Source organism: Shimia sp. (assembly GCF_039969785.1).
GTDB lineage: Bacteria > Pseudomonadota > Alphaproteobacteria > Rhodobacterales > Rhodobacteraceae > Shimia.
In genome coordinates, this window is sequence record NZ_JBDVNC010000037.1 from 141,182 (window position 1) to 159,159 (window position 17,978).

General features: G+C 58.8%; 18 protein-coding genes. 12 read left to right on the plus strand and 6 right to left on the minus strand.

Translation table 11 applies throughout. The annotated features are described in order from the left end of the window. Window positions 1–14: 14 nt before the first annotated feature. A complete protein-coding gene (locus ABJI08_RS17585) occupies window positions 15–1,001 on the plus strand; it encodes an aldo/keto reductase (RefSeq protein WP_348403157.1) in 987 nt (328 codons plus the stop codon). A 557-nt stretch (window positions 1,002–1,558) separates the two neighbouring features. Here ABJI08_RS17585 and ABJI08_RS17590 read toward each other — a convergent pair. Next, window positions 1,559–2,230 (minus strand): response regulator, encoded by a 672-nt coding sequence (locus tag ABJI08_RS17590; RefSeq protein ID WP_348403158.1) that lies wholly within the window; start codon window positions 2,228–2,230, stop codon window positions 1,559–1,561. Beyond that, complete coding sequence (locus ABJI08_RS17595) at window positions 2,227–3,585, minus strand: ATP-binding protein (protein ID WP_348403159.1); 1,359 nt, start codon at window positions 3,583–3,585, stop codon at window positions 2,227–2,229. The genes ABJI08_RS17590 and ABJI08_RS17595 overlap by 4 nt, the downstream gene beginning before the upstream one ends. A gap of 449 nt (window positions 3,586–4,034) precedes the next feature. Here ABJI08_RS17595 and ABJI08_RS17600 point away from each other — a divergent pair, with 449 nt between their 5' ends. Genes ABJI08_RS17600 through ABJI08_RS17615 form a run of 4 tightly spaced genes read left to right on the plus strand, consistent with a single transcriptional unit; the run spans window position 4,035 to window position 7,826 of the window. After that, a complete protein-coding gene (locus ABJI08_RS17600) occupies window positions 4,035–4,250 on the plus strand; it encodes a 4Fe-4S dicluster-binding protein (protein WP_348403160.1) in 216 nt (71 codons plus the stop codon). Window positions 4,251–4,252: 2 nt separating this feature from the next. Next, a complete protein-coding gene (locus tag ABJI08_RS17605; protein WP_348403161.1) occupies window positions 4,253–4,930 on the plus strand; it encodes a ferric reductase-like transmembrane domain-containing protein in 678 nt (225 codons plus the stop codon). Next, complete coding sequence (locus tag ABJI08_RS17610; protein ID WP_348403162.1) at window positions 4,931–6,694, plus strand: FAD-binding protein; 1,764 nt, start codon at window positions 4,931–4,933, stop codon at window positions 6,692–6,694. Window positions 6,695–6,728: 34 nt separating this feature from the next. Next, on the plus strand, window positions 6,729–7,826 hold the full coding sequence (locus tag ABJI08_RS17615; protein WP_348403163.1) for a patatin-like phospholipase family protein: 1,098 nt from the start codon (window positions 6,729–6,731) through the stop codon (window positions 7,824–7,826). Window positions 7,827–7,907: 81 nt separating this feature from the next. Here the strand turns inward: ABJI08_RS17615 and ABJI08_RS17620 are convergent, their stop codons facing one another. Together ABJI08_RS17620 and ABJI08_RS17625 are read right to left on the minus strand one after the other, a co-directional pair. Continuing rightward, on the minus strand, window positions 7,908–8,963 hold the full coding sequence (locus ABJI08_RS17620; RefSeq protein WP_348403164.1) for a nitronate monooxygenase: 1,056 nt from the start codon (window positions 8,961–8,963) through the stop codon (window positions 7,908–7,910). Window positions 8,964–9,063: 100 nt separating this feature from the next. Further along, complete coding sequence (locus tag ABJI08_RS17625) at window positions 9,064–9,492, minus strand: peptidylprolyl isomerase (RefSeq protein ID WP_348403165.1); 429 nt, start codon at window positions 9,490–9,492, stop codon at window positions 9,064–9,066. 140 nt (window positions 9,493–9,632) lie between these two features. On the opposite strand from ABJI08_RS17625, the gene ABJI08_RS17630 reads away from it, so the two are divergent. The 6 genes from ABJI08_RS17630 to ABJI08_RS17655 are packed head-to-tail and all read left to right on the plus strand — an operon-like array spanning window position 9,633 to window position 14,873. Then, window positions 9,633–10,319 (plus strand): haloacid dehalogenase type II, encoded by a 687-nt coding sequence (locus ABJI08_RS17630; RefSeq protein WP_348403166.1) that lies wholly within the window; start codon window positions 9,633–9,635, stop codon window positions 10,317–10,319. Continuing rightward, window positions 10,319–11,176, plus strand: coding sequence for an alpha/beta hydrolase (locus ABJI08_RS17635; RefSeq protein WP_348403167.1), 858 nt, complete (start codon window positions 10,319–10,321; stop codon window positions 11,174–11,176). The genes ABJI08_RS17630 and ABJI08_RS17635 overlap by 1 nt, the downstream gene beginning before the upstream one ends. Further along, complete coding sequence (locus ABJI08_RS17640; protein WP_348403168.1) at window positions 11,173–12,147, plus strand: threonine/serine dehydratase; 975 nt, start codon at window positions 11,173–11,175, stop codon at window positions 12,145–12,147. Before ABJI08_RS17635 ends, ABJI08_RS17640 begins: the two co-directional genes overlap by 4 nt. A gap of 38 nt (window positions 12,148–12,185) precedes the next feature. Beyond that, complete coding sequence (locus ABJI08_RS17645; protein ID WP_348403169.1) at window positions 12,186–13,379, plus strand: endonuclease/exonuclease/phosphatase family protein; 1,194 nt, start codon at window positions 12,186–12,188, stop codon at window positions 13,377–13,379. A 2-nt stretch (window positions 13,380–13,381) separates the two neighbouring features. Further along, window positions 13,382–14,170 (plus strand): 3-oxoadipate enol-lactonase, encoded by a 789-nt coding sequence (gene pcaD, locus ABJI08_RS17650; protein ID WP_348403170.1) that lies wholly within the window; start codon window positions 13,382–13,384, stop codon window positions 14,168–14,170. After that, window positions 14,163–14,873 carry an alpha/beta fold hydrolase gene (locus ABJI08_RS17655; protein WP_348403171.1) on the plus strand — a complete coding sequence of 237 codons (711 nt, stop codon included), beginning with the start codon at window positions 14,163–14,165 and terminating at the stop codon, window positions 14,871–14,873. The genes pcaD and ABJI08_RS17655 overlap by 8 nt, the downstream gene beginning before the upstream one ends. A gap of 57 nt (window positions 14,874–14,930) precedes the next feature. Here the strand turns inward: ABJI08_RS17655 and ABJI08_RS17660 are convergent, their stop codons facing one another. Continuing rightward, on the minus strand, window positions 14,931–15,389 hold the full coding sequence (locus ABJI08_RS17660) for a DUF302 domain-containing protein (RefSeq protein WP_348403172.1): 459 nt from the start codon (window positions 15,387–15,389) through the stop codon (window positions 14,931–14,933). 106 nt (window positions 15,390–15,495) lie between these two features. Between ABJI08_RS17660 and ABJI08_RS17665 the strand changes: the two genes are divergently transcribed. Continuing rightward, on the plus strand, window positions 15,496–16,998 hold the full coding sequence (locus ABJI08_RS17665) for a winged helix-turn-helix domain-containing protein (protein ID WP_348403173.1): 1,503 nt from the start codon (window positions 15,496–15,498) through the stop codon (window positions 16,996–16,998). Between the two features lie 4 nt (window positions 16,999–17,002). On the opposite strand, the gene ABJI08_RS17670 is transcribed toward ABJI08_RS17665, so the two are convergent. Next, a complete protein-coding gene (locus tag ABJI08_RS17670; protein ID WP_348403290.1) occupies window positions 17,003–17,455 on the minus strand; it encodes an MmcB family DNA repair protein in 453 nt (150 codons plus the stop codon). Window positions 17,456–17,978 lie beyond the last annotated feature (523 nt).

A 17,978-nucleotide genomic window follows, 5' to 3' on the forward strand; every position in this document is an offset into this window, starting at 1 on the left:
TAAGGAGCCGCATCATGAAATTCCTCGAAACAGACATATCCCCTCTGGGCATGGGATGCTGGCCGATTGGCGGCGCGATGTATGCGGGCGATCAGCCCCTTGGGTACACTAATACGAATGATGCCGACTCCATTCGAACTATTCATGCCGCTCTTGCGTCCGGGATCACGCTCTTTGATACCGCCCCGGCCTATGGGGCTGGTCACGCCGAACGGCTTTTGTCCCGCGCGCTCAGGGGCAGACCTGAGGCGCTGATCGTTACAAAGATCGGCACCGGAATCGACGAGCAGACCAGGCAGATCACGGCAGATGAAACCGATCCGGCCAGTGTTCTGCCAGCCATAGATCAAAGCCTGTCCCGGCTGGGGCGCGACCGCATCGACTTGCTGCTGTTACATCTGAATTCCCTGCCCGTGGCACAGGCAGAAGCCATTTTTGACGAGGTGGAAGAGGCCTGCAAAGCCGGAAAAGTACGGTCCTATGGGTGGAGCACCGATTTCACTCAAAGCGCCACTGCATTTTCCGGGCGTCGTAATTTTGTGGCCATTGAACACGCGATGAACGTGCTTCTGGATGCCCCGGACATGCAAAAAGTCATCCATGGCAGCTCCCTTTTGGCCCTTATTCGCTCGCCTTTGGCCATGGGATTGTTGGGGGGAAATTACGGCGCAACCGACGTCATGCGGCCGGATGACATTCGCGCAACGTCCAATCCGCGCACCGCCTATTTTGCCAACGGACGCCCGAACCCGGCCTTCCTTGCAAGGCTGGACGCGGTGCGCGAATTGCTGACATCCGACGGGCGCAGTCTGGTGCAAGGCGCGCTGGGGTGGCTCTGGGCCAAAGGGGACACCAATATTCCCATCCCGGGCGCGCGCACCGTGGAACAGATCGAAGGCATTGCCGGCGCGCTTGCCTTTGGCCCATTGCCAGGCGCTGTCATGGCGCAGATCGAAGCGCTGATTACACTGGATCCGGATAGCGCAGCACAAGCCAGATGATGGAATTGGCCCGGCCGCGCGTCCAGACGCCAATATGGCTACCTCGGCCTGATTAATGCACGGGTTGTACCCGAAATGCGCCTTTTTGAAAGTTATTGCCCTCTCCAATTTGTCTCCATACCCACTGCACATTTCAGCTCCAGACATGGTGCCCAAGAAGACAATTCAAATGGAGACCTAAATGAACAGCACCCTTCTCTCATTGCCAGCCACAACAGCGCGCCGCACTCGGATCGCAACGTTTGGCATTGGGGTCGGCCTCGCACTTTTTGTTGCGAGCATGGCTGCGGGACAAAGCGGACCACCGCCGGGCGGCGGCAAATCCGGTCCCCCGCCAGAGGCGCTCTCGGCGTGCAACGGCAAAGCTATCGATGACTCATGTGAAATGAACACGCCGCGTGGCGGACAATCAGTTCCGGGACAATGTGTTACCACTCCGGACAAGCAACTGGCTTGCCTTCCCCAAGGTGCCCCGCCACCACAAAACTAAAGCGGGTTCCTTAGTCACAAGCCAGTCCGGTTTGCATGTCACACCCCGTGTCCTGCAAACCGGAACTTTAATCGCCAAAAGCGTAGCCTACGCCATAGACCGACCGGATCAGGTTTGCCTCAGGAGCGACGGCTTTGACCTTGGTGCGTATGTTCTTAATATGACTGTCAATCGTGCGGTCAAAAACGTCGGAATCGTCGGGAAACACCAAATCCAACAACTGGCCGCGTGAAAACACTCTGCCGGGCCGATTGTGCAGCGCTTCCAGTAACTGAAACTCGCGGCGCGTCAGATCAAGCGATGTCGCATTCAGAGTGGCACGCCATTTCTCGCTATCCAGCACCAGCCCTTTTGTTGGCGCAGCCGACGGTGCGGCGCGCCGCAGGATCGCCTTGATCCGCGCCACCAATTCGCGCGGAGAAAACGGTTTGCACAGGTAATCATCCGCGCCCAGTTCCAAACCCAACAGCCGGTCGATTTCTTCGACCCGCGCGGTCTCCATGATGATCGGAACGTCGCTTTGCGCCCGCACCTCTCGACAAATCGTCAACCCATCCTTGCCCGGCAGCATGACATCCAACACTACCAAGTCAGGTCTGGTGCGCAAAATCGTCTCTACCGCAGATGTGCCATCCGACAGAATATCCGCATCCATATTTGCCTGTGTCAGATAATCGCGGATCACATCTGCAAGATCAGGTTCATCCTCAACAATCAGGATGTGAGGCCGGTCGCTCATGTGCTTTTCCCTTTCACAGGCAACGTGATGTGCACTTGCAACCCGCCCAGATCTGACATCGTTGCCCAGATATTGCCGCCGTGCGCTTCGATCACAACCTTGCAGATCGCTAATCCCAACCCCGACCCGCCCAGCGCGCGGGCGCGCGACGCCTCGCCCCTGTGGAACCTGTCAAAAAGTTGCGGCAAAGAGCTGTGCGAGGGCGCCGGTGCAGAATCCGCCAATTCGATATGCAACAGCCCGCCATCGGCCCATGCCCCAAGCCGCACCCGACCCGGCGCATCAGTATAACGCAGTGCATTTTCCAGCAGATTATCAATCACCTGCCGAATACGGATCGGATCGCACTGCGCCTTCATCGGCGTGTCCATGCGATGAAGTAACTCGAGGCCAGCCGCCTCAAACCGCTCGGCGGTGGCGTCCAGCGCTTCGTTCAAAATCTGCGTGACATTGGTACTGCGAAATTCCGCGTCAAACCCGCGCTCACGCCCCCGCGCCAGCGTCCGCAGATCGTTGACCAGCCGCGTCAGGCGCAGCACGGCGCTGTGCATCGCAGCCAACGTTTTATCGTCGGCCTCCCGCACCCCATCCTGAACCGCTTCAATCTGCGCACGCAATACCGCCAGCGGAGTCTGAAGTTCGTGGCTGGTGTCCGAAACCCATTGCTTTTCGGCAATCTCCGCAGCTTCCAGACTGGCCGCCAGATCATTGTAGTGATCAATCAAACGCCCCAGTTCATCCCCTCGATTATTGGGAATTCGCGCGGCATAGTTCCCACCTGCCAGCGTCTGCGCCCCGGCCTCCAACGCGTGAATTGGCGCCAGAAATTGCCGCGCCAGCAGAAACGCAGCTATCGCTGAAATTGCGATAGCCGCCAATGACGCAATGACCAAAGACCGGAATTGCCCGCGCAAATAAAATGCGTCGCTCACGGTGCGTGCGCCGGGCGGAGCGGTTAGTCCCAGCCACCCTATTGGCGCAGAGGTCTCAGATGCGTCCGCGGGCCGAATGGCAATCCGTTCAACCGGGCTGGCATCAGACGACGCACCTGCGATCTGGTTACCAGACGCGTCCAGCAACACCATACGCGCGCCCACAGGCATCGGACCGCCGGGGGGCGGTGGCGCATCGCGACGCGGCGGGCGAAACTCATGATTGACAAAAGCCTGCCAGGCCTTTGGATCACCCCGAAACTCAGGCCAGCCCGGACGGGTCGGATTGTGACGCGCGGCCAAAGCCTCGCCCAATGGCTGCAACCCGATAAGCTCTCCTTTCAGGAGATATTGCGCAAATCCGTCCCGCATGCTGGTCGAAATCAGCACAGCCATAGTGGCAATAACCAGCAACGCCGTCATGACAATTGCGCCAAATAATCTGGGCGCAAGAGGTATCCTGTTTAAAGTCATCCGTCTGCATTGCCCTTGGAATGTGAAGCCAAGATGGAGAAACCAGTCCATCCCGTCAAGTTGCGGCAATCCCGACCCCGCAATCATCAAGTGATTAACGGAGAGTAGTCGTGATAAATATATCAATAACAGCTGCTTAACAAATATCTCCCGGCATTCAAACGCACTAAATATCGGATTTCACTAATCTGCCAGAACTTCCTTCTCCCTCCACATTCGGCCTCTAGATTTCACGGTAAGTCACCAGACAGGGACCGACTGATGCACCCATCAGGCACCGCAATCGCAGCGATCACTTTTGAGCTGTGTTTTGCCCCTTGGACCACGGTCTGGTTGCAATGTCAGTTGTCAGCAAAACCGGTCACTCACTCCGGGTGACCCACGCAAGAGGACCTCAAATGACGATCAAAAGCATCAACGGATGTATCGGCTGCGGCGAGTGTGTTCAGTCTTGCCCCTGTGATGTCATCCGGCTGGATCCAAAGACGGGCAAAGCGGTGATCACATATGCGGCGGATTGCCAAATCTGTCACCTGTGCCGGATGTACTGTCCCGTGGACGCCATCGAGATGTCACCGGACAAATCCATTCCCGTCATCGTGTCGTGGGGGTAACCATGGAACGGCAATTCAAAACCTTCAGCATTGTTGCCGCCGGAGCCATCTTTATCGGCCTGCCAGTCCTGTTTTATACCATGGGTGACGTCCCGCGTCGCTCGGCGTTCAAAGAGGCGCTGTCCGTCCTGACAATCCTGGCGTTCATGCTGATGCTGGGACAGTTCTATCTGGCCCGCAGCAACGTCACACTTCTTGCGCTGTTCAAGCCGCAGGTCATTCAACGCGTGCACAAATACATTGCCTACACTGCAATTGGCTTTTTCCTGCTGCACCCGTTTCTGATCGTGCTGCCGCGCTATTTCGAGGCTGGGGTCAAACCGATTGATGCCCTGATCACCCTGCTGACAACCTTTGATAATCTCGGCGTCGTTTTGGGCCTGATCGCGTGGGGTTTGATGCTGGTCCTTGGGGCAACGGCGATGTTCCGCATGCGGATGATCAAACGGTTCTCGATCAAGTACCGCAACTGGCGCTATTTTCACGGCGCCCTGACTGTGGGGTTTGTTGGCGTTGCCCTGTGGCACTCAATCGAACTGGGCCGCCACACGGACATGACCTTGTCCGCTCTGATGATTGCACTGGCCGCCGCTGGCGTGGCGCTGTTGCTAAGGCTTTACCGCGACGCAATTCCACTGTGCACCCTCAAATCAGTTCCGACACTCAAAGGAGCCAAATAGATGACCAATGCAAATGATAACCCGACGCCGAACCGACGCGATTTTCTGGCCCTGACCGGCGGCGCCGTTGGGCTGGCATCCATGGGTTTGGGGGCTGCGTGGGCACAGAATGCGTCAGAAATCGACGTGACAACCATCTCAAACACGGATTTTCAATCTGATGTTCTGGTCATTGGTGGCGGTATGGCCGGCCTGTTCGCCGCTGTAAAAGCGCATGATGCCGGGGCCGAAACGATGATCGTCTCCAAAGGCCGGCTTGGTGCGTCCGGGCTTACACCTTTTGCCAAGGGGTTCTTCACCTACGATCCGACCCAAGAGGGCATGTCGCTGGATACGTTTACCGAAACGGTCTCCCGCTCTGCCCTGGGCACCAACAATCCGGTTTACACGCGTCAGGTCGCCGAACACTCGTTCGCGCGCGCTCAGGAGCTTAGGGAATGGGGGTTCTTTGACAGTGTCCTCAGCAACAAACCCTTCATGGCGCCGATTCTGGCACGCGACATCCCCCTGCATGAACGCATCGTCATCACCCATTTGATTAAGGAAAACGGCAAGATCGCAGGTGCTGCCGGGTTCCGGCTGGACGCCGAAGAAACCGTGACCTACCGCGCCAAAACCGTGATCCTGTGCACCGGTGCTGGCGGGTTCAAACCAAACGGGTTTCCGGTGTGCGACCTGACACATGACGGCACGATCATGGCCTATGAAATTGGTGCCAAGGTTACCGGCAAAGAATGGAACGACGGCCATCCCGGCAACGCCAATCACCCGGCGGCCTGCTTTGACAACTGGGGGGACATGTTCGAACAGGTCCCCGGAACCGTCGGCGTTGACGTGCGTCACGATCTGGGCGTCGACCTCAACTATACAGCTTACCGCAATGGCAATCCGGTTTCCATGGGACCGCCCGATGCTTCCAAAGCTGCAAGCGGACCATCTGCGCCAGGCGGTGGTCCCAATGTTCCCGAAGAATTTCAGCGCAAGGGCGCTCCCGGTGGCCCACCCGGAGGCGGCCACGACAGGCCCGACGGCCCACCTCCCGGCGGCGAACATGGCGGGCCGCCTCCCGGTATGTCCGGACCAAATGTCGGCGGGGCATCGGCCGGCATGGCCATCCACAAATCCGAAGGGCTGGTGCCAATTGACGATCGTTGCGCCTCCACCGTACCCGGCCTTTACGCCGCAGGTGACGCGCTTGGGTCCTATATGGCGGGTGGGATATACACCCAGATCGGATCATCGCTGGCCGGGTCTGCCGTTCAGGGCGCCATCGCGGGCGAGGCCGCTGCAGAGTTTGCCGAAAAACTCGCAATGCCCGAGATCTCCGACGCTAGGCTGTCAGAAATCGTCGATGACATTCTGGCACCGCTTAAACGCGAGGCCGGGTATGGGCCCGCCTGGGTCACTCAAACTTTGCAAGGCATCATGATCCCCAACTTTGTGCTCTATATCAAGAAAGAGAATATGATGCGCGCCGCCCTGGCCTATATCGAAGAATTGCGTGACCACCACGCGCCCAGCCTGCGTGCGGCCAATATGCACGAATTGCGGCTTGCCCATGAAACCCGCAACATGATCCTGAGCGCCGAAATGAAACTGCGCGCCTCGTTGATGCGCACCGAAAGCCGGGGCAGCCATTATCGGCTGGACTACCCGGAAACCGACGACGTCAACTGGCGCGCGTGGATTAATATCCATAAAGCGGATGACGGGGCGATGACCCTGGCCAAACAACCTTTTGACGCCTGGCCCAATCTCGCCTGAGTCAGACCGCTCATAAATGAGGAAGTCGAACATAATGGACAGAAGACGGATGCTTCTGGGCATGGCAGCCCTGTCGCTGTCCGGGTGCGCTGGCGGTTCCGTCAGCGTCCCGGCAGTTTTGGGTGAGTCTGAACCTGATCCGCTGGCTCGCTTTCGTTTTGGCGCAGATGCGTCTGCTGACATCTGGACGCAGCACTTGCACGTGCCGACTTTGCGCAATGCGCCCCAGATACTGGCCCTGTCCGCGGGTGCAGAAGATGGCGCATTTGGCGCAGGCGCGCTGTGTGGGTTGAGCAATGCCAACCGCAGACCGGATTTTGACATCGTAACAGGTGTGTCCACCGGGGCGCTGATTGCGCCTTTTGCCTTTCTTGGTCCGAAATACGACGACATATTGCGTCGGATTTTTACCGACCACGAAGCCGATGACATCATGCACTTCAGCGGCATCAGCGCGGTTAGCGGCAACGCACTTTATGACACCGCGCCCCTTGCCCAACTGATCAAGACCTATACGCCTGATCCCCTGCTGGACGCGGTCGCGCGCCGACACGATGCTGGCGGTCGCCTGTTTGTCGCCACCTCAAATCTTGAAACCTCGCGTGCTGTGGTCTGGAACATGGGCACGATTGCCAAAGCCAAAGACTACGGCCTGTTCCGCGCGATCCTGCGTGCATCCGGCGCGCTTCCGGGGCTGTTTTCGCCAGTGACCATTCGATTTGATACCCCCAACAGAGTTTTGCGCGAAACCCATGTCGATGGCGGTGTGCATATGCAGGTTCTCGCCACACCCAAGGCCGCATTTTCTGCGCCTCCGCGCAGGTCTGGCGGCGGCCATCTCTACCTTCTGATCAACAATACGCTCACCCCCGCACCGCAAGTCGCCTCTGCGACGCCACTGGGAATTTCCCAACAGGCACTGACCGCTATGACACGCGCCAGCGCGGCGACCTCGGTGAATACCGCGCGGTTATTGGCAAGGCGAAACGATCTGGCATTTTCGGTGGCCAGCGTCAGCCCGGATGTTGGCGTTGTCTACGATCCCAGCGACCGGTTTTCTTCGGAATACATGGCCGCACTTTTTCAACATGGAAACAAACGCGCAGCGACATCACATCTCTGGGAAAAATAACGCGCACGACCAGTACACACCCCTTTCAGGCCGGACGCCAAATCACACGTCAGTGCGCAACCTGCGCGCCCGTAAGGGCGCTCATTTGGATTGCGCCTGTCGTAATTCCTCACAGATCAGGGTCAGGATCTCTGCGGCTGTTCCGCTGCGCGCGTCAGCGGCGCCCAAGCCAGCCCAATGTGCACCATACCCAACGACACCCTGACCCTTGGCCGCTGCGATCAACGCCTTGCTCGCATCATAAACCACCGGATAAGCCGGAACGTCGCTCTGCGCTTCGCCCCAGGCTGTCAGACGATTTTGCAGCGCGCGCGCCAAACGCCCCGAAACCCTGTCGGTCAGCACCGGCGGCAATGCCTCAGGCGCGCGCAACGCCGCGCGATAAGCTGCGTCCGCTGCCGACTCGACTGTATCAATAAACGCCGTACCCAGTTGCGCCGCTTCAGCGCCCAGCGCCAAAACCCGCGCCACATCACCGCCAGTCATCAATCCGCCCGCCGCGATCACCGGTATGTCCAGGGTGCCAACCAACTCCTGCACCAACATCTCTGTGCTCAGCGCAGCATCGGCGCCAGCCGGGTCAAACACACCGCGATGCCCACCGGCCTCGATCCCCTGCGCCACAACACCGTCCACACCTGCCGCCTGCGCCGCGCGAGCATCCTCAGATGACGTGGCCGAGGCGAAAACCAAATTTCCCGCCGCCTGCAACTCCTCAATCCAGCCCGCATCCGGCAGTCCGAAATGCAGGCTCACCACACCGGGGCGCTCCTGCAGCACCATATCCATCATCGCGCGATCACCGACAAAAGACGCATAAATCTCATGCAGTTTTTCCGGCGGCCGAACGCCAAACTGCGCAAATTCCGGGGCCAGCGCGGCCAGCCAGGCCGCTTCACGCGCGTCATCTCGCTTTGCAGGTGCATGGCAAAAGAAGTTGGCGTTAAATGGCCGCGTCGTCAGCGCCCGCGTCTCGCGGATCATCGACCGCGCGCCGTCCAGCCCGGCAGCCCCCAGCCCCAACGCGCCCAATCCGCCCGCGTTGCTCACTGCTGCAGCCATGGCCGGGGTCGACACGCCCGCCATCGGCGCCTGAAAAATCGGCCAATCCAGTGCCAAAACGTCTGCCAGTGACATGCCATTCTCCCTTATCAGCTGGCCCCAAGCTACGCGTTCATGCGTAAAAGAAAAGCCCGCCGAAACCGGCGGGCCTGAACTATCTGAATGCAACCTGGATTTAGTTGACCGACACCAACTCAATGGCAAATGTCAAATCTTTGCCCGCCAGCGCATGATTGGCGTCCAGCGTCACGGTCTCATCGCTCATCGCCGTCACTGTGACCGGCATCACCTGCCCGTCCGGTGCGCGCATCTGCAATTGCAGCCCGACTTCCAGCGGGATTTCTGCGGGGATATCGCCGCGTGGCACATCCTGCACCGCTTCGTCATGGCGCGGCCCATAGGCCTGATCGGCGGGAATTTCGGCAACCTTCTTGTCACCGATCGCCATACCATCAACGGCCGAGTCAAATCCGGGAATCACCTGTCCCGAACCCAGCTTAAATTCCAGCGGCTCGCGGCCTTCGGAACTGTCAAAAACCGTGCCATCATCCAGCGTCCCGGTATAGTGAATACGGACTGTATCGCCCGATTTAGCAGCTGCCATGAAAAGTCCTAACTGTCAGCATTGTCCAGCCTGTCGACCGGCTTGAGGGCCGCACATTATCCAACACAGACAGGATTGACAAACGCCCCTTTTCCCCGTCCGGAATTCCTGCCACTCTCTGTGCAATAAGGGAGAACATCATGGCTATCACCACTTGTATTTTTGACGCTTATGGCACGCTTTTTGACGTGGCCGCAGCCGCTCGCGAAGCCTCTGGCGAACCGGGACGCGAAACGTTTGCGCAGCACTGGCCGCGCGTCGCTCAGGATTGGCGTCTAAAACAATTGCAATACACGTGGTTGCGGGCCGTCGCTGATGCGCATACCGATTTCTGGGATGTCACCAAAGATGGTCTGGACTGGGCGCTCGAAGCATCTGGGCTGGACGGCGATCCGGAACTGCGCGAACGCCTGCTTCAGCTCTATTGGGAACTCAGCGCCTATCCCGAAGTCCCCGGCATGCTGGCCGATCTCAAGTCTCAAGGCATGAATACCGCCATTCTGTCCAATGGCTCGCCCGATATGCTGGAGGGTGCTGTGCAATCGGCAGGTCTTGGTGCACTCCTTGATGATGTTCTCAGCGTGCAAAGTGTCGGCATCTTCAAACCTGCCGCCCCGGTTTATGATCTGGTTCTGAAACGGTTCAACTGCCAACCCGAAAACGTGCTTTTTGTCAGCTCCAATGGCTGGGACGCCGCCTGTGCCACCGGGTTTGGGTTCACCACAGCATGGGTCAACCGCGCCGGAGAGCCGATTGATCGCTTGCCATGGACCCCGCAAATTGTGCTCAGCGACCTGACCGGCATCCCGGAAGAGACCTCGCGCTAATGGCGAACTTCACGACATCCGATGGCCTGTCTCTATGGTTTGACGACACCGGCATAACGCAAGGCGACGACAGACCCGTTGTGCTCTGTCTCGCCGGGTTAACCCGCAACAGTTCGGACTTTGACTATGCTTTGCCATATCTGACAGGGGCCCGCGTGATCCGCATGGATTATCGTGGGCGTGGCCAGTCTGACTGGGCCGAGGATTTCACGACCTACTCTATCCCGCGCGAAGCACAGGACGCTCTGGAACTGCTCGATTTTCTCGAACTTGACCGCGCCGCCATTCTGGGCACGTCACGTGGCGGTCTGATCGCGCTGACGCTGGCGGCCTTCGCGCGCGACCGCCTCAGCGGAGTGTGCTTCAACGATGTTGGCCCGGTCATCGAACTTGGCGGGCTTGAGGGCATCATGCTCTTTCTGGGCCGCAACCCGGTCTGGACAACTCATGATCAGGCCGAAGCCGCTTTTGGCACCCGTGTGCCCGGTTTTGACAACGTGCCGATGTCACGCTGGCGCGAAGAGGTCGAAAAACACTATATCGAAACGGATACCGGGCTACAGATCAACTATGATCCCAAATTACGGGATGCTGTGGCCGCGTCCTTTTCGCCAGAGGCCACGCCACCGGACCTTTGGCCATTGTTTGATGCGCTTGCAGGCGTGCCCGTTGCCGGGCTACGCGGCGAAAACTCCGACATCCTCAGTGCCGAAACCTTTGCCGAAATGCAAAGCCGCCTGCCCATGATCGCAGCTACGGTGAAAAATCGCGGACATGTCCCCTTTCTTGACGAACCTGAATGCGTCACCGTGCTGAACAACTGGATTGCCGCACTTGCGGAAAAGGAAACCCAATGAATATCGACATGATCCGCGCGGCCGCAGACCGGCTCAAAGGCCACGCCCGACGCACGCCGCTTTTGTCTTCTCCGTTTCTGGACGAGATTGCCGGGCGCCGCATGCTGATCAAGCCGGAATGCCTGCAACACACCGGATCATTCAAATTTCGCGGCGGCTGGTCGGCAGTGTCGGCGATGGATGACGCCACCCGCAAACGCGGAGTGATCGCCTATTCCTCGGGCAACCATGCCCAGGGCGTTGCGTTAGCGGCCACCAAACACGGCGCGCCTTCGGTGATCATCATGCCCAACGATGCGCCCCAGTTAAAAATCGACAACACCCGCGCCCTGGGGGCCGAGGTGGTGTTTTACGACCGCCCCGGCGGCGAAAGCCGCGAAGCCATTGGCGACGCACTGCAAGCGGATCGTGGCCTGACAATGATCAAACCCTACGACAACCCCTATGTGATTGCCGGTCAGGGAACCACCGGGCTGGAAATTGCCGAACAAGCCCGCGAAATGGATGTTGAGACGGGCGACGTCCTTATCTGCTGCGGTGGCGGCGGGCTGACCTCGGGCATTGCGCTCGCGCTTGAGGCTGACGCACCCGGATTACGCGCACGCCCTGTTGAACCAGAAGGGTTTGACGATGTCGCCCGCTCGTTGATCTCGGGGGACATCGAAACCAACAACGCCCAAACCGGATCGCTCTGTGATGCGATCATAACCCCCGCCCCGGGTGAGCTGACATTTCCAATCATGTCCCGCCTGTGCGGCCCCGGTCTTGTGGTGTCCGAAGACGAAGCCCTGCACGCGGTGGCGCTGGCGTTCAAACGGCTCAAAATCGTGCTGGAACCGGGCGGCGCGGTTTCGCTGGCGGCGGCGTTGTTCCACCCAGACAAGATCGAAGGCGACGCAGTCATCGCCGTTTGCACCGGTGGCAATGTGGATTCCGACGTCTTTGCTTTGGCATTGGACAAGCATTCCTGACAACGCATCCGCGCAAATCATATTTTGAGGCCTCGCCCATGACCCGTTTTACAATCGCGTCTTTCAACGTCAAAAATCTGATTGGTCCGGACAAGGAGTATTATCAGTTTCAGACCTACACCCCCGAAGAACACGCATGGAAATCCGACTGGACCGCCAATCAGGTTTTCACCATGGACGCCGACATTGTAGGTTTTCAGGAAATTTTTGAAGAAGACGCCCTGCGCGACGTGATTTCTGAGGCTGACGAGATTGGCATCGCCTCAAACGAGGCCGTGATCCCCTCAAAATCCAAAAGCTATCACCGCAAAGCGATTTTTCGCAAACTGGGTTATCAACCCTACGGCGACGCCGCGCTGGCCTTTGCGCCCAACAGCAACGACACCCGCCAACCCGGACGTCGCCGCCCGGGCGTTGCAATCCTGTCGCGCTTTGGCTTTAAGGGCACGCCCGAAATCATTCAGGACCTGCCCGAACCGCTGGTCATCCCATTTCGCGAACTCACCGGCAGCGACGGCGGCGCATACAGCATCAGCCGCCTGTCGCGCCCCATGCTCAAGGCACGCGTGCCGGTTGGCGATACCGTGATCACTGTTTTCAACTGTCATCTGAAATCCAAACTGGGCGAGTTTCTGACGCCCGCCGGGGCTGATTTTGCCCCCGAAAGCGACCTGACCCAATATGACCCGGTCGCGCGCGCCATGGGATCGTTGCGCGCTGCCTTGCGCCGCATGGCCGAAGCCTGGGTTCTGCGCCGCGCCATCGTGGCCGAGCTTGAAGCCGGGTATCCGGTGATGGTTCTGGGTGACTTCAACGACGGAGAACACGCGGTCAGCTCGGAAATCATCTCGGGCGAAGTGCCGTTCCGCAACTATGCATGGATGCTGCGCCACAACGCCAAAGACCGCAACGACCGCTACACTAAATCCGAAAATGCGCAAATTTCAGCCGCTGTAAACGCCATGCGCCTGACATCTGCGGAAAACCTCTTCGTCCGCAAATCGCTTCGTGATATGGTATACACAAGCGCATTCGGGGGCGTTTACGAAAGTATTGATCAAATTTATTTGTCTCGACATTTTCACCCCGACAACGACAAGCGCATTGGCGAAATGGAATATTTCAGCGTCTTCAATGACCACATTACCGATGGCAGCCACGCCGAAGCGCCCTATAACAAACTGGCCAGCGACCACGGTCAGATCATGGCCCATATCAGGCTGGGAGAGTGAGCATGCATGCCGCCGACCTAAACGGCCTTAGACTGCACTACCGCGAAGATGGCGATCCTGCGGGCGCGCCGGTTGTGTTTATCAATTCACTTGGCACCGATCTGCGGCTGTGGGATCCGATCCTTGCGCACCTGCCCGACGGGCTGCGCCTGATCCGCTATGACAAACGCGGTCATGGGCTCTCGGACGTGCCATCCGGGCCATACAGCATGGGCGCGCTGATCCACGACGCCGAACAGCTGCTTGATCTGTTGAATGTACGCGATGCCATGATTGTGGGTCTGTCCATCGGCGGCATCATCGCCCAAGGGCTGGCCGTCAAACGGATGGACCTGACACGCGCGCTGGTGCTGTCCAACACGGCCGCCAAGGTTGGCACTGCCAAAATATGGGATGAACGGATTGAGGCTGCGCGAAACGCCGACATTGCCGCGCTCAGCGAGGCAACCATGCAGCGCTGGTTCAGCAAAGACTTTCAGGCCAACCCGGATATCGCCCTGTGGCGCAACATGTTCGAACGCACTCCCACCACAGGATGGATCGGATGCGCTGAAGCTATCAAAGGCACCGACTTTTACACCCCGACATCCGGGCTGCGCCTGCCCACCTTGGGCATCGCCGGGTCCGAAGACGGCGCAACGCCGCCCGATCTGGTGCGTGAAACCATTGATCTGATCCCCGGATCGCGCTTTGAGCTGATCCGGCGCGCGGGCCATTTGCCATGTGTAGAGCGCCCCGAAACCTATGCAGCGCTGCTAACCGGTTTCCTCAGGGAGACAGGCCATGTCTGACATCCTGCTGGTGCATGGGTCTTGTCACGGTGCGTGGTGCTGGCGCGATCTGGAACCCGCCCTTCAGGCATTTGGACATGACACAACCAGCATCGACATGCCCAGCCATGGGGCTGACCCCACGCCATTGGACGAGGTAACATTGGACAGCTGTGCCCGGACGGTTGTTGATGCTTTGCACGACGGTATTTTTGTTCTGGCCCACAGTTGGGGCGGATTTCCTGCCGCGCGCGCCGCTGATCTGGCCCCTGATCGTATCGCACGCCTGATCTTTCTGTGCGCCTATGCGCCATGGGATGGCTATTCGCTGGCCGACATGCGTCGCGCCGCCCCCCGTCAGCTTTTGACCCATGCGATTGTGCGATCAGACGATGGCAAAAGCTTTGCCATCGATCCAGCCCATACACGCGACGTGTTTTACCATGATTGCCCACAAGGTACGCTTGTCACCGCATTGGCCCGCCTAAGCCCTCAAGCCATCCTGCCACAGGAAACACCCATCACACTGGGTCAGGGCTATTCAGACGTGCCGAAATCCTACATTTGCTGCACCGAAGACCGCACCATCCCGCCGGAATTTCAAACCACCATGTCTCAGGGTTTTCCACCGCAGGACGTCTATGAAATGCACACAGGGCATTCCCCGTTTTTCGCCGACCCCAAAGGGCTGGCAAGGCTGGTCGATCAGATTGTCACCGCCTGACAGGACCACCTAAAAACAACCGCCATACGACCGGGGGGCATGCCACCTCCCCCGAAATCACATTCCCCCACCCGTTGCGACGCTCGAAAACCGGGCCAGTGCCGCCTTCATCTGTAGAACCGCAGCGTTGTTTGCCGACAAACCATGAGACGCAGCAATTGCGGTCGGCTCGTCATATGTGGCCCAGGTCTGCCCGTTCTCGTCCTCGAAAAACAAAATGCGCAACGGCAGGTACAGCGCCATGGTCTGCCCCTCCTGCAGCGCCGCCGACCCGATTTTGGGACTGCCGAAAATCACCACAGTCGTGGGCCGCAACTCTTCCCCGACCGAGGCCGCGCCCCTCTGGAAATCCACCGTGGTAAACACCCGCGCACCAGCGGCCTCAACCGCTGTATTCAGTCGTTCGACCGAGCGCGCCACGTTTGCGTCACTCGCGACATTGACCCGATCTGCCATGGCCGCACTCACCGCCCCTCCAAACATCAATACGGTTGCGGTTGCTGTAATCTTTCCCATTTTGCCCTCCTTCTTCACATTGGACACTCGATTCATCGGCCAATCTGGCCAATAGTGCTTGGGCAGAGTCAGAGCATTGTTAGAGGATTTCGGGAGGAATGGCGCAATGAGCGAAAAATCACCCGCCCTCTGGCGCTTTCAGGGTTTTGAACTGAACACCGCCACGGCCGAGCTCACACGAAACGGCGCGCCAGTGGCCATTGAACCTCAAAGCCTGCGCCTTCTGGATCATCTGATCCGGCATCGTGACCGCATCGTCACGCGCGATAATCTTGTGGCGGAAATCTGGCAGGGCCGCGCCGTCAGCGACTGGGCAATATCCGGCGCGATCAAGGCGCTGCGCCGCGCGCTTGATGATCAGCAGCGCGACAAACGCATCATCAAAACCGCGCATTCGCAGGGGTATCGCTTTGTTGCCCATGTCGCGACATCCCCGCTGCCCGCTTCTACGACGCCACGCCCCACACTCTTGGTTCGCCCAGTGCGCGCCGGACCGGGCGACGACGACATTGCCTATCTTGCCGAAGGCCTGACCGAAGACCTGATCACCGCGCTCACCCGGTCGGGGTCACGGCGGGTCCTGTCCTTGTACACCGCCCGCGCCTATGGCGATCTGGCCCCCCCTGCAAACGCCGGGGTCACGACCATCATAGACGCCAGCATGCGCCAGATCGGTGAAACCCTGCGCATCAATATTGCCATTCTTGATGGCACCGGCACCGAACAAACCTGGGCCGAGGGTTTTGATTTGACGCGCAAAACGCTTTTGGCGGGCCATGATCTGATCGCCAAACGCCTGCATGACGTGTTGACCCCCGGGCACCCGGCCAGCCCCGCGCTCCGGCACGTCACCGCGCATTCTGATGCCTATGACCACTATCTCAAAGGCCGCTATGCTTATTACCGCTACGGCCCTGACGCCTTTGTCGAAGCGCTCGATCATTTTGAGAAAACCGTTCAGCTTGACCCTGAATGCGCCGATGCCTACGCGCAAATGGCCTATTGCCGGACCTCACTGCATGTCTTTGGCCTGCCCGGTTCTGACCCCACGCTTGACGCCGCCGAAGCCCTTGCCCGCAAAGCCATCGTGCTGGATGACACATCCGCGCTTGGTTATACACGCCTTGGCTGGGTGCTAGGCTATCGCGGTCAGCCAGACGTCACCGTTGCTGCTTTTGACGCCGCCCGCACCCGCGCGCCCGACAGCGCCGAGGTTTTGCTGGCCTATGGCGAAACCCTCAACCGGCTGGCACGCCCGCAACAGGCCGAACCCATGCTTGATGCGGTTTTCTCAAAAGACAGCTATTTCCCGCCAAGCTGGGAATTTCCCCAAGGCCACACGCAGGTGCTCTTGCACCATCACGACCGCGCCATTGCGCATTTCACGTCAGTTCTGGCGCGTGTTAAACGCTTTCTGCCCGCGCATGTGCAACTGGCTCGCGCGCAGTGGGAAACCGGCGACAGATCTGCCGCACAGGCCAGCGTAGACGCTATCAAAACGATCTCACCCAAATACAGCCTTGCCCACGCGGCGCGCATGTTCCCTTATCCGGTTGAGACAGAACGCAAACGCCTGATTGATGCGCTCGCCGCAGCGGGGCTGGGCTGACCGATCACTCGTCTTCGGGCAGCCCCGGCAATTTCGGGTCGCGAAACCGGTGCAGCCGCCGCGCGGCATCGGTGGCAAATTTCTGGATCAGCTTTTTGCGCCGCGCCGCTGCCAGCTTGGTTTCTGGCCCCATGCGGATGATCTCTGCGTCATACGCATCCGCCATAATCAGACCGGTGCCCTCAGGCAGCAAATCAGTGGGAAATTCGATGTCGACAGCCCAGAAATAGCGGTCGCACCACTCCAGATACCCCTGCCATTTTTTGTCTGTCTGGAAATCCGCGCGGCTAGATTTGCACTCTATCACCCACAATTCACCCTTGGGCCCCAATGTCATCACATCAACACGCAGCCCCCGAATCGGCACAAACTCTTCAATTGAAACAAAACCGTGACTGCGCAAATGACGGCTGACACCGCGCGCCAAAAGCTGTCCGGGTTGCAATTCGTGATCCATAACCAGAAACGTGAACAATTCGTGAACAAAAATCAAGCCCCAACGCAGTCACTTGCCCAACTGCGCGCAGTTTCAGAGGTCAGAAGGGCCACAATCCACGACAACGCGCGGTGATTCTCCACTGCCCCCTTGCTCAAGCCGTCTCGCCCCCATAGATAGAAAGACGGCGGGTTCTGCCCTTCTCGTGATACGGTTGCATTCCGGTGGCCTTAAGCAATTCCGAGGGAGCTGGCTCTGTTCTGGTCCTGGCCTGATTACCTGGCGCCCACCTGTATATACAGGTCCTCGGGAATGAGATAACCCCACGGCTGCGTTTGCGGGCCCGCCACTTTTTCCCGTTCATTTTTATCCGTGCGCGAAAATATATGTACGAAACTCACTCCGCGCGGACATCTTTTTATTGACGAACTGCTGCGAACACGTCATATGCACACGCGCTACGTTATTTCTATCGATACCATCTCTCCTTTGACCGGCGACTTGCACTCGATCTTGCACTGGCGACGCCTGTCTACGGCAAATC

Excerpts from the sequence above, each read along its gene's own strand:
- ABJI08_RS17645 (WP_348403169.1), top strand. The coding sequence starts at position 12,186 with ATGACCCGTTTTACAATCGCGTCTTTCAACGTCAAAAATCTGATTGGT.
- ABJI08_RS17670 (WP_348403290.1), bottom strand. The coding sequence starts at position 17,455 with ATGGATCACGAATTGCAACCCGGACAGCTTTTGGCGCGCGGTGTCAGC.
- pcaD (WP_348403170.1), top strand. The coding sequence starts at position 13,382 with ATGCATGCCGCCGACCTAAACGGCCTTAGACTGCACTACCGCGAAGAT.
- ABJI08_RS17620 (WP_348403164.1), bottom strand. The coding sequence starts at position 8,963 with ATGTCACTGGCAGACGTTTTGGCACTGGATTGGCCGATTTTTCAGGCG.
- ABJI08_RS17625 (WP_348403165.1), bottom strand. The coding sequence starts at position 9,492 with ATGGCAGCTGCTAAATCGGGCGATACAGTCCGTATTCACTATACCGGG.
- ABJI08_RS17615 (WP_348403163.1), top strand. The coding sequence starts at position 6,729 with ATGGACAGAAGACGGATGCTTCTGGGCATGGCAGCCCTGTCGCTGTCC.
- ABJI08_RS17660 (WP_348403172.1), bottom strand. The coding sequence starts at position 15,389 with ATGGGAAAGATTACAGCAACCGCAACCGTATTGATGTTTGGAGGGGCG.
- ABJI08_RS17585 (WP_348403157.1), top strand. The coding sequence starts at position 15 with ATGAAATTCCTCGAAACAGACATATCCCCTCTGGGCATGGGATGCTGG.
- ABJI08_RS17610 (WP_348403162.1), top strand. The coding sequence starts at position 4,931 with ATGACCAATGCAAATGATAACCCGACGCCGAACCGACGCGATTTTCTG.
- ABJI08_RS17640 (WP_348403168.1), top strand. The coding sequence starts at position 11,173 with ATGAATATCGACATGATCCGCGCGGCCGCAGACCGGCTCAAAGGCCAC.
- ABJI08_RS17630 (WP_348403166.1), top strand. The coding sequence starts at position 9,633 with ATGGCTATCACCACTTGTATTTTTGACGCTTATGGCACGCTTTTTGAC.
- ABJI08_RS17665 (WP_348403173.1), top strand. The coding sequence starts at position 15,496 with ATGAGCGAAAAATCACCCGCCCTCTGGCGCTTTCAGGGTTTTGAACTG.
- ABJI08_RS17600 (WP_348403160.1), top strand. The coding sequence starts at position 4,035 with ATGACGATCAAAAGCATCAACGGATGTATCGGCTGCGGCGAGTGTGTT.
- ABJI08_RS17605 (WP_348403161.1), top strand. The coding sequence starts at position 4,253 with ATGGAACGGCAATTCAAAACCTTCAGCATTGTTGCCGCCGGAGCCATC.
- ABJI08_RS17655 (WP_348403171.1), top strand. The coding sequence starts at position 14,163 with ATGTCTGACATCCTGCTGGTGCATGGGTCTTGTCACGGTGCGTGGTGC.
- ABJI08_RS17595 (WP_348403159.1), bottom strand. The coding sequence starts at position 3,585 with ATGACGGCGTTGCTGGTTATTGCCACTATGGCTGTGCTGATTTCGACC.
- ABJI08_RS17590 (WP_348403158.1), bottom strand. The coding sequence starts at position 2,230 with ATGAGCGACCGGCCTCACATCCTGATTGTTGAGGATGAACCTGATCTT.
- ABJI08_RS17635 (WP_348403167.1), top strand. The coding sequence starts at position 10,319 with ATGGCGAACTTCACGACATCCGATGGCCTGTCTCTATGGTTTGACGAC.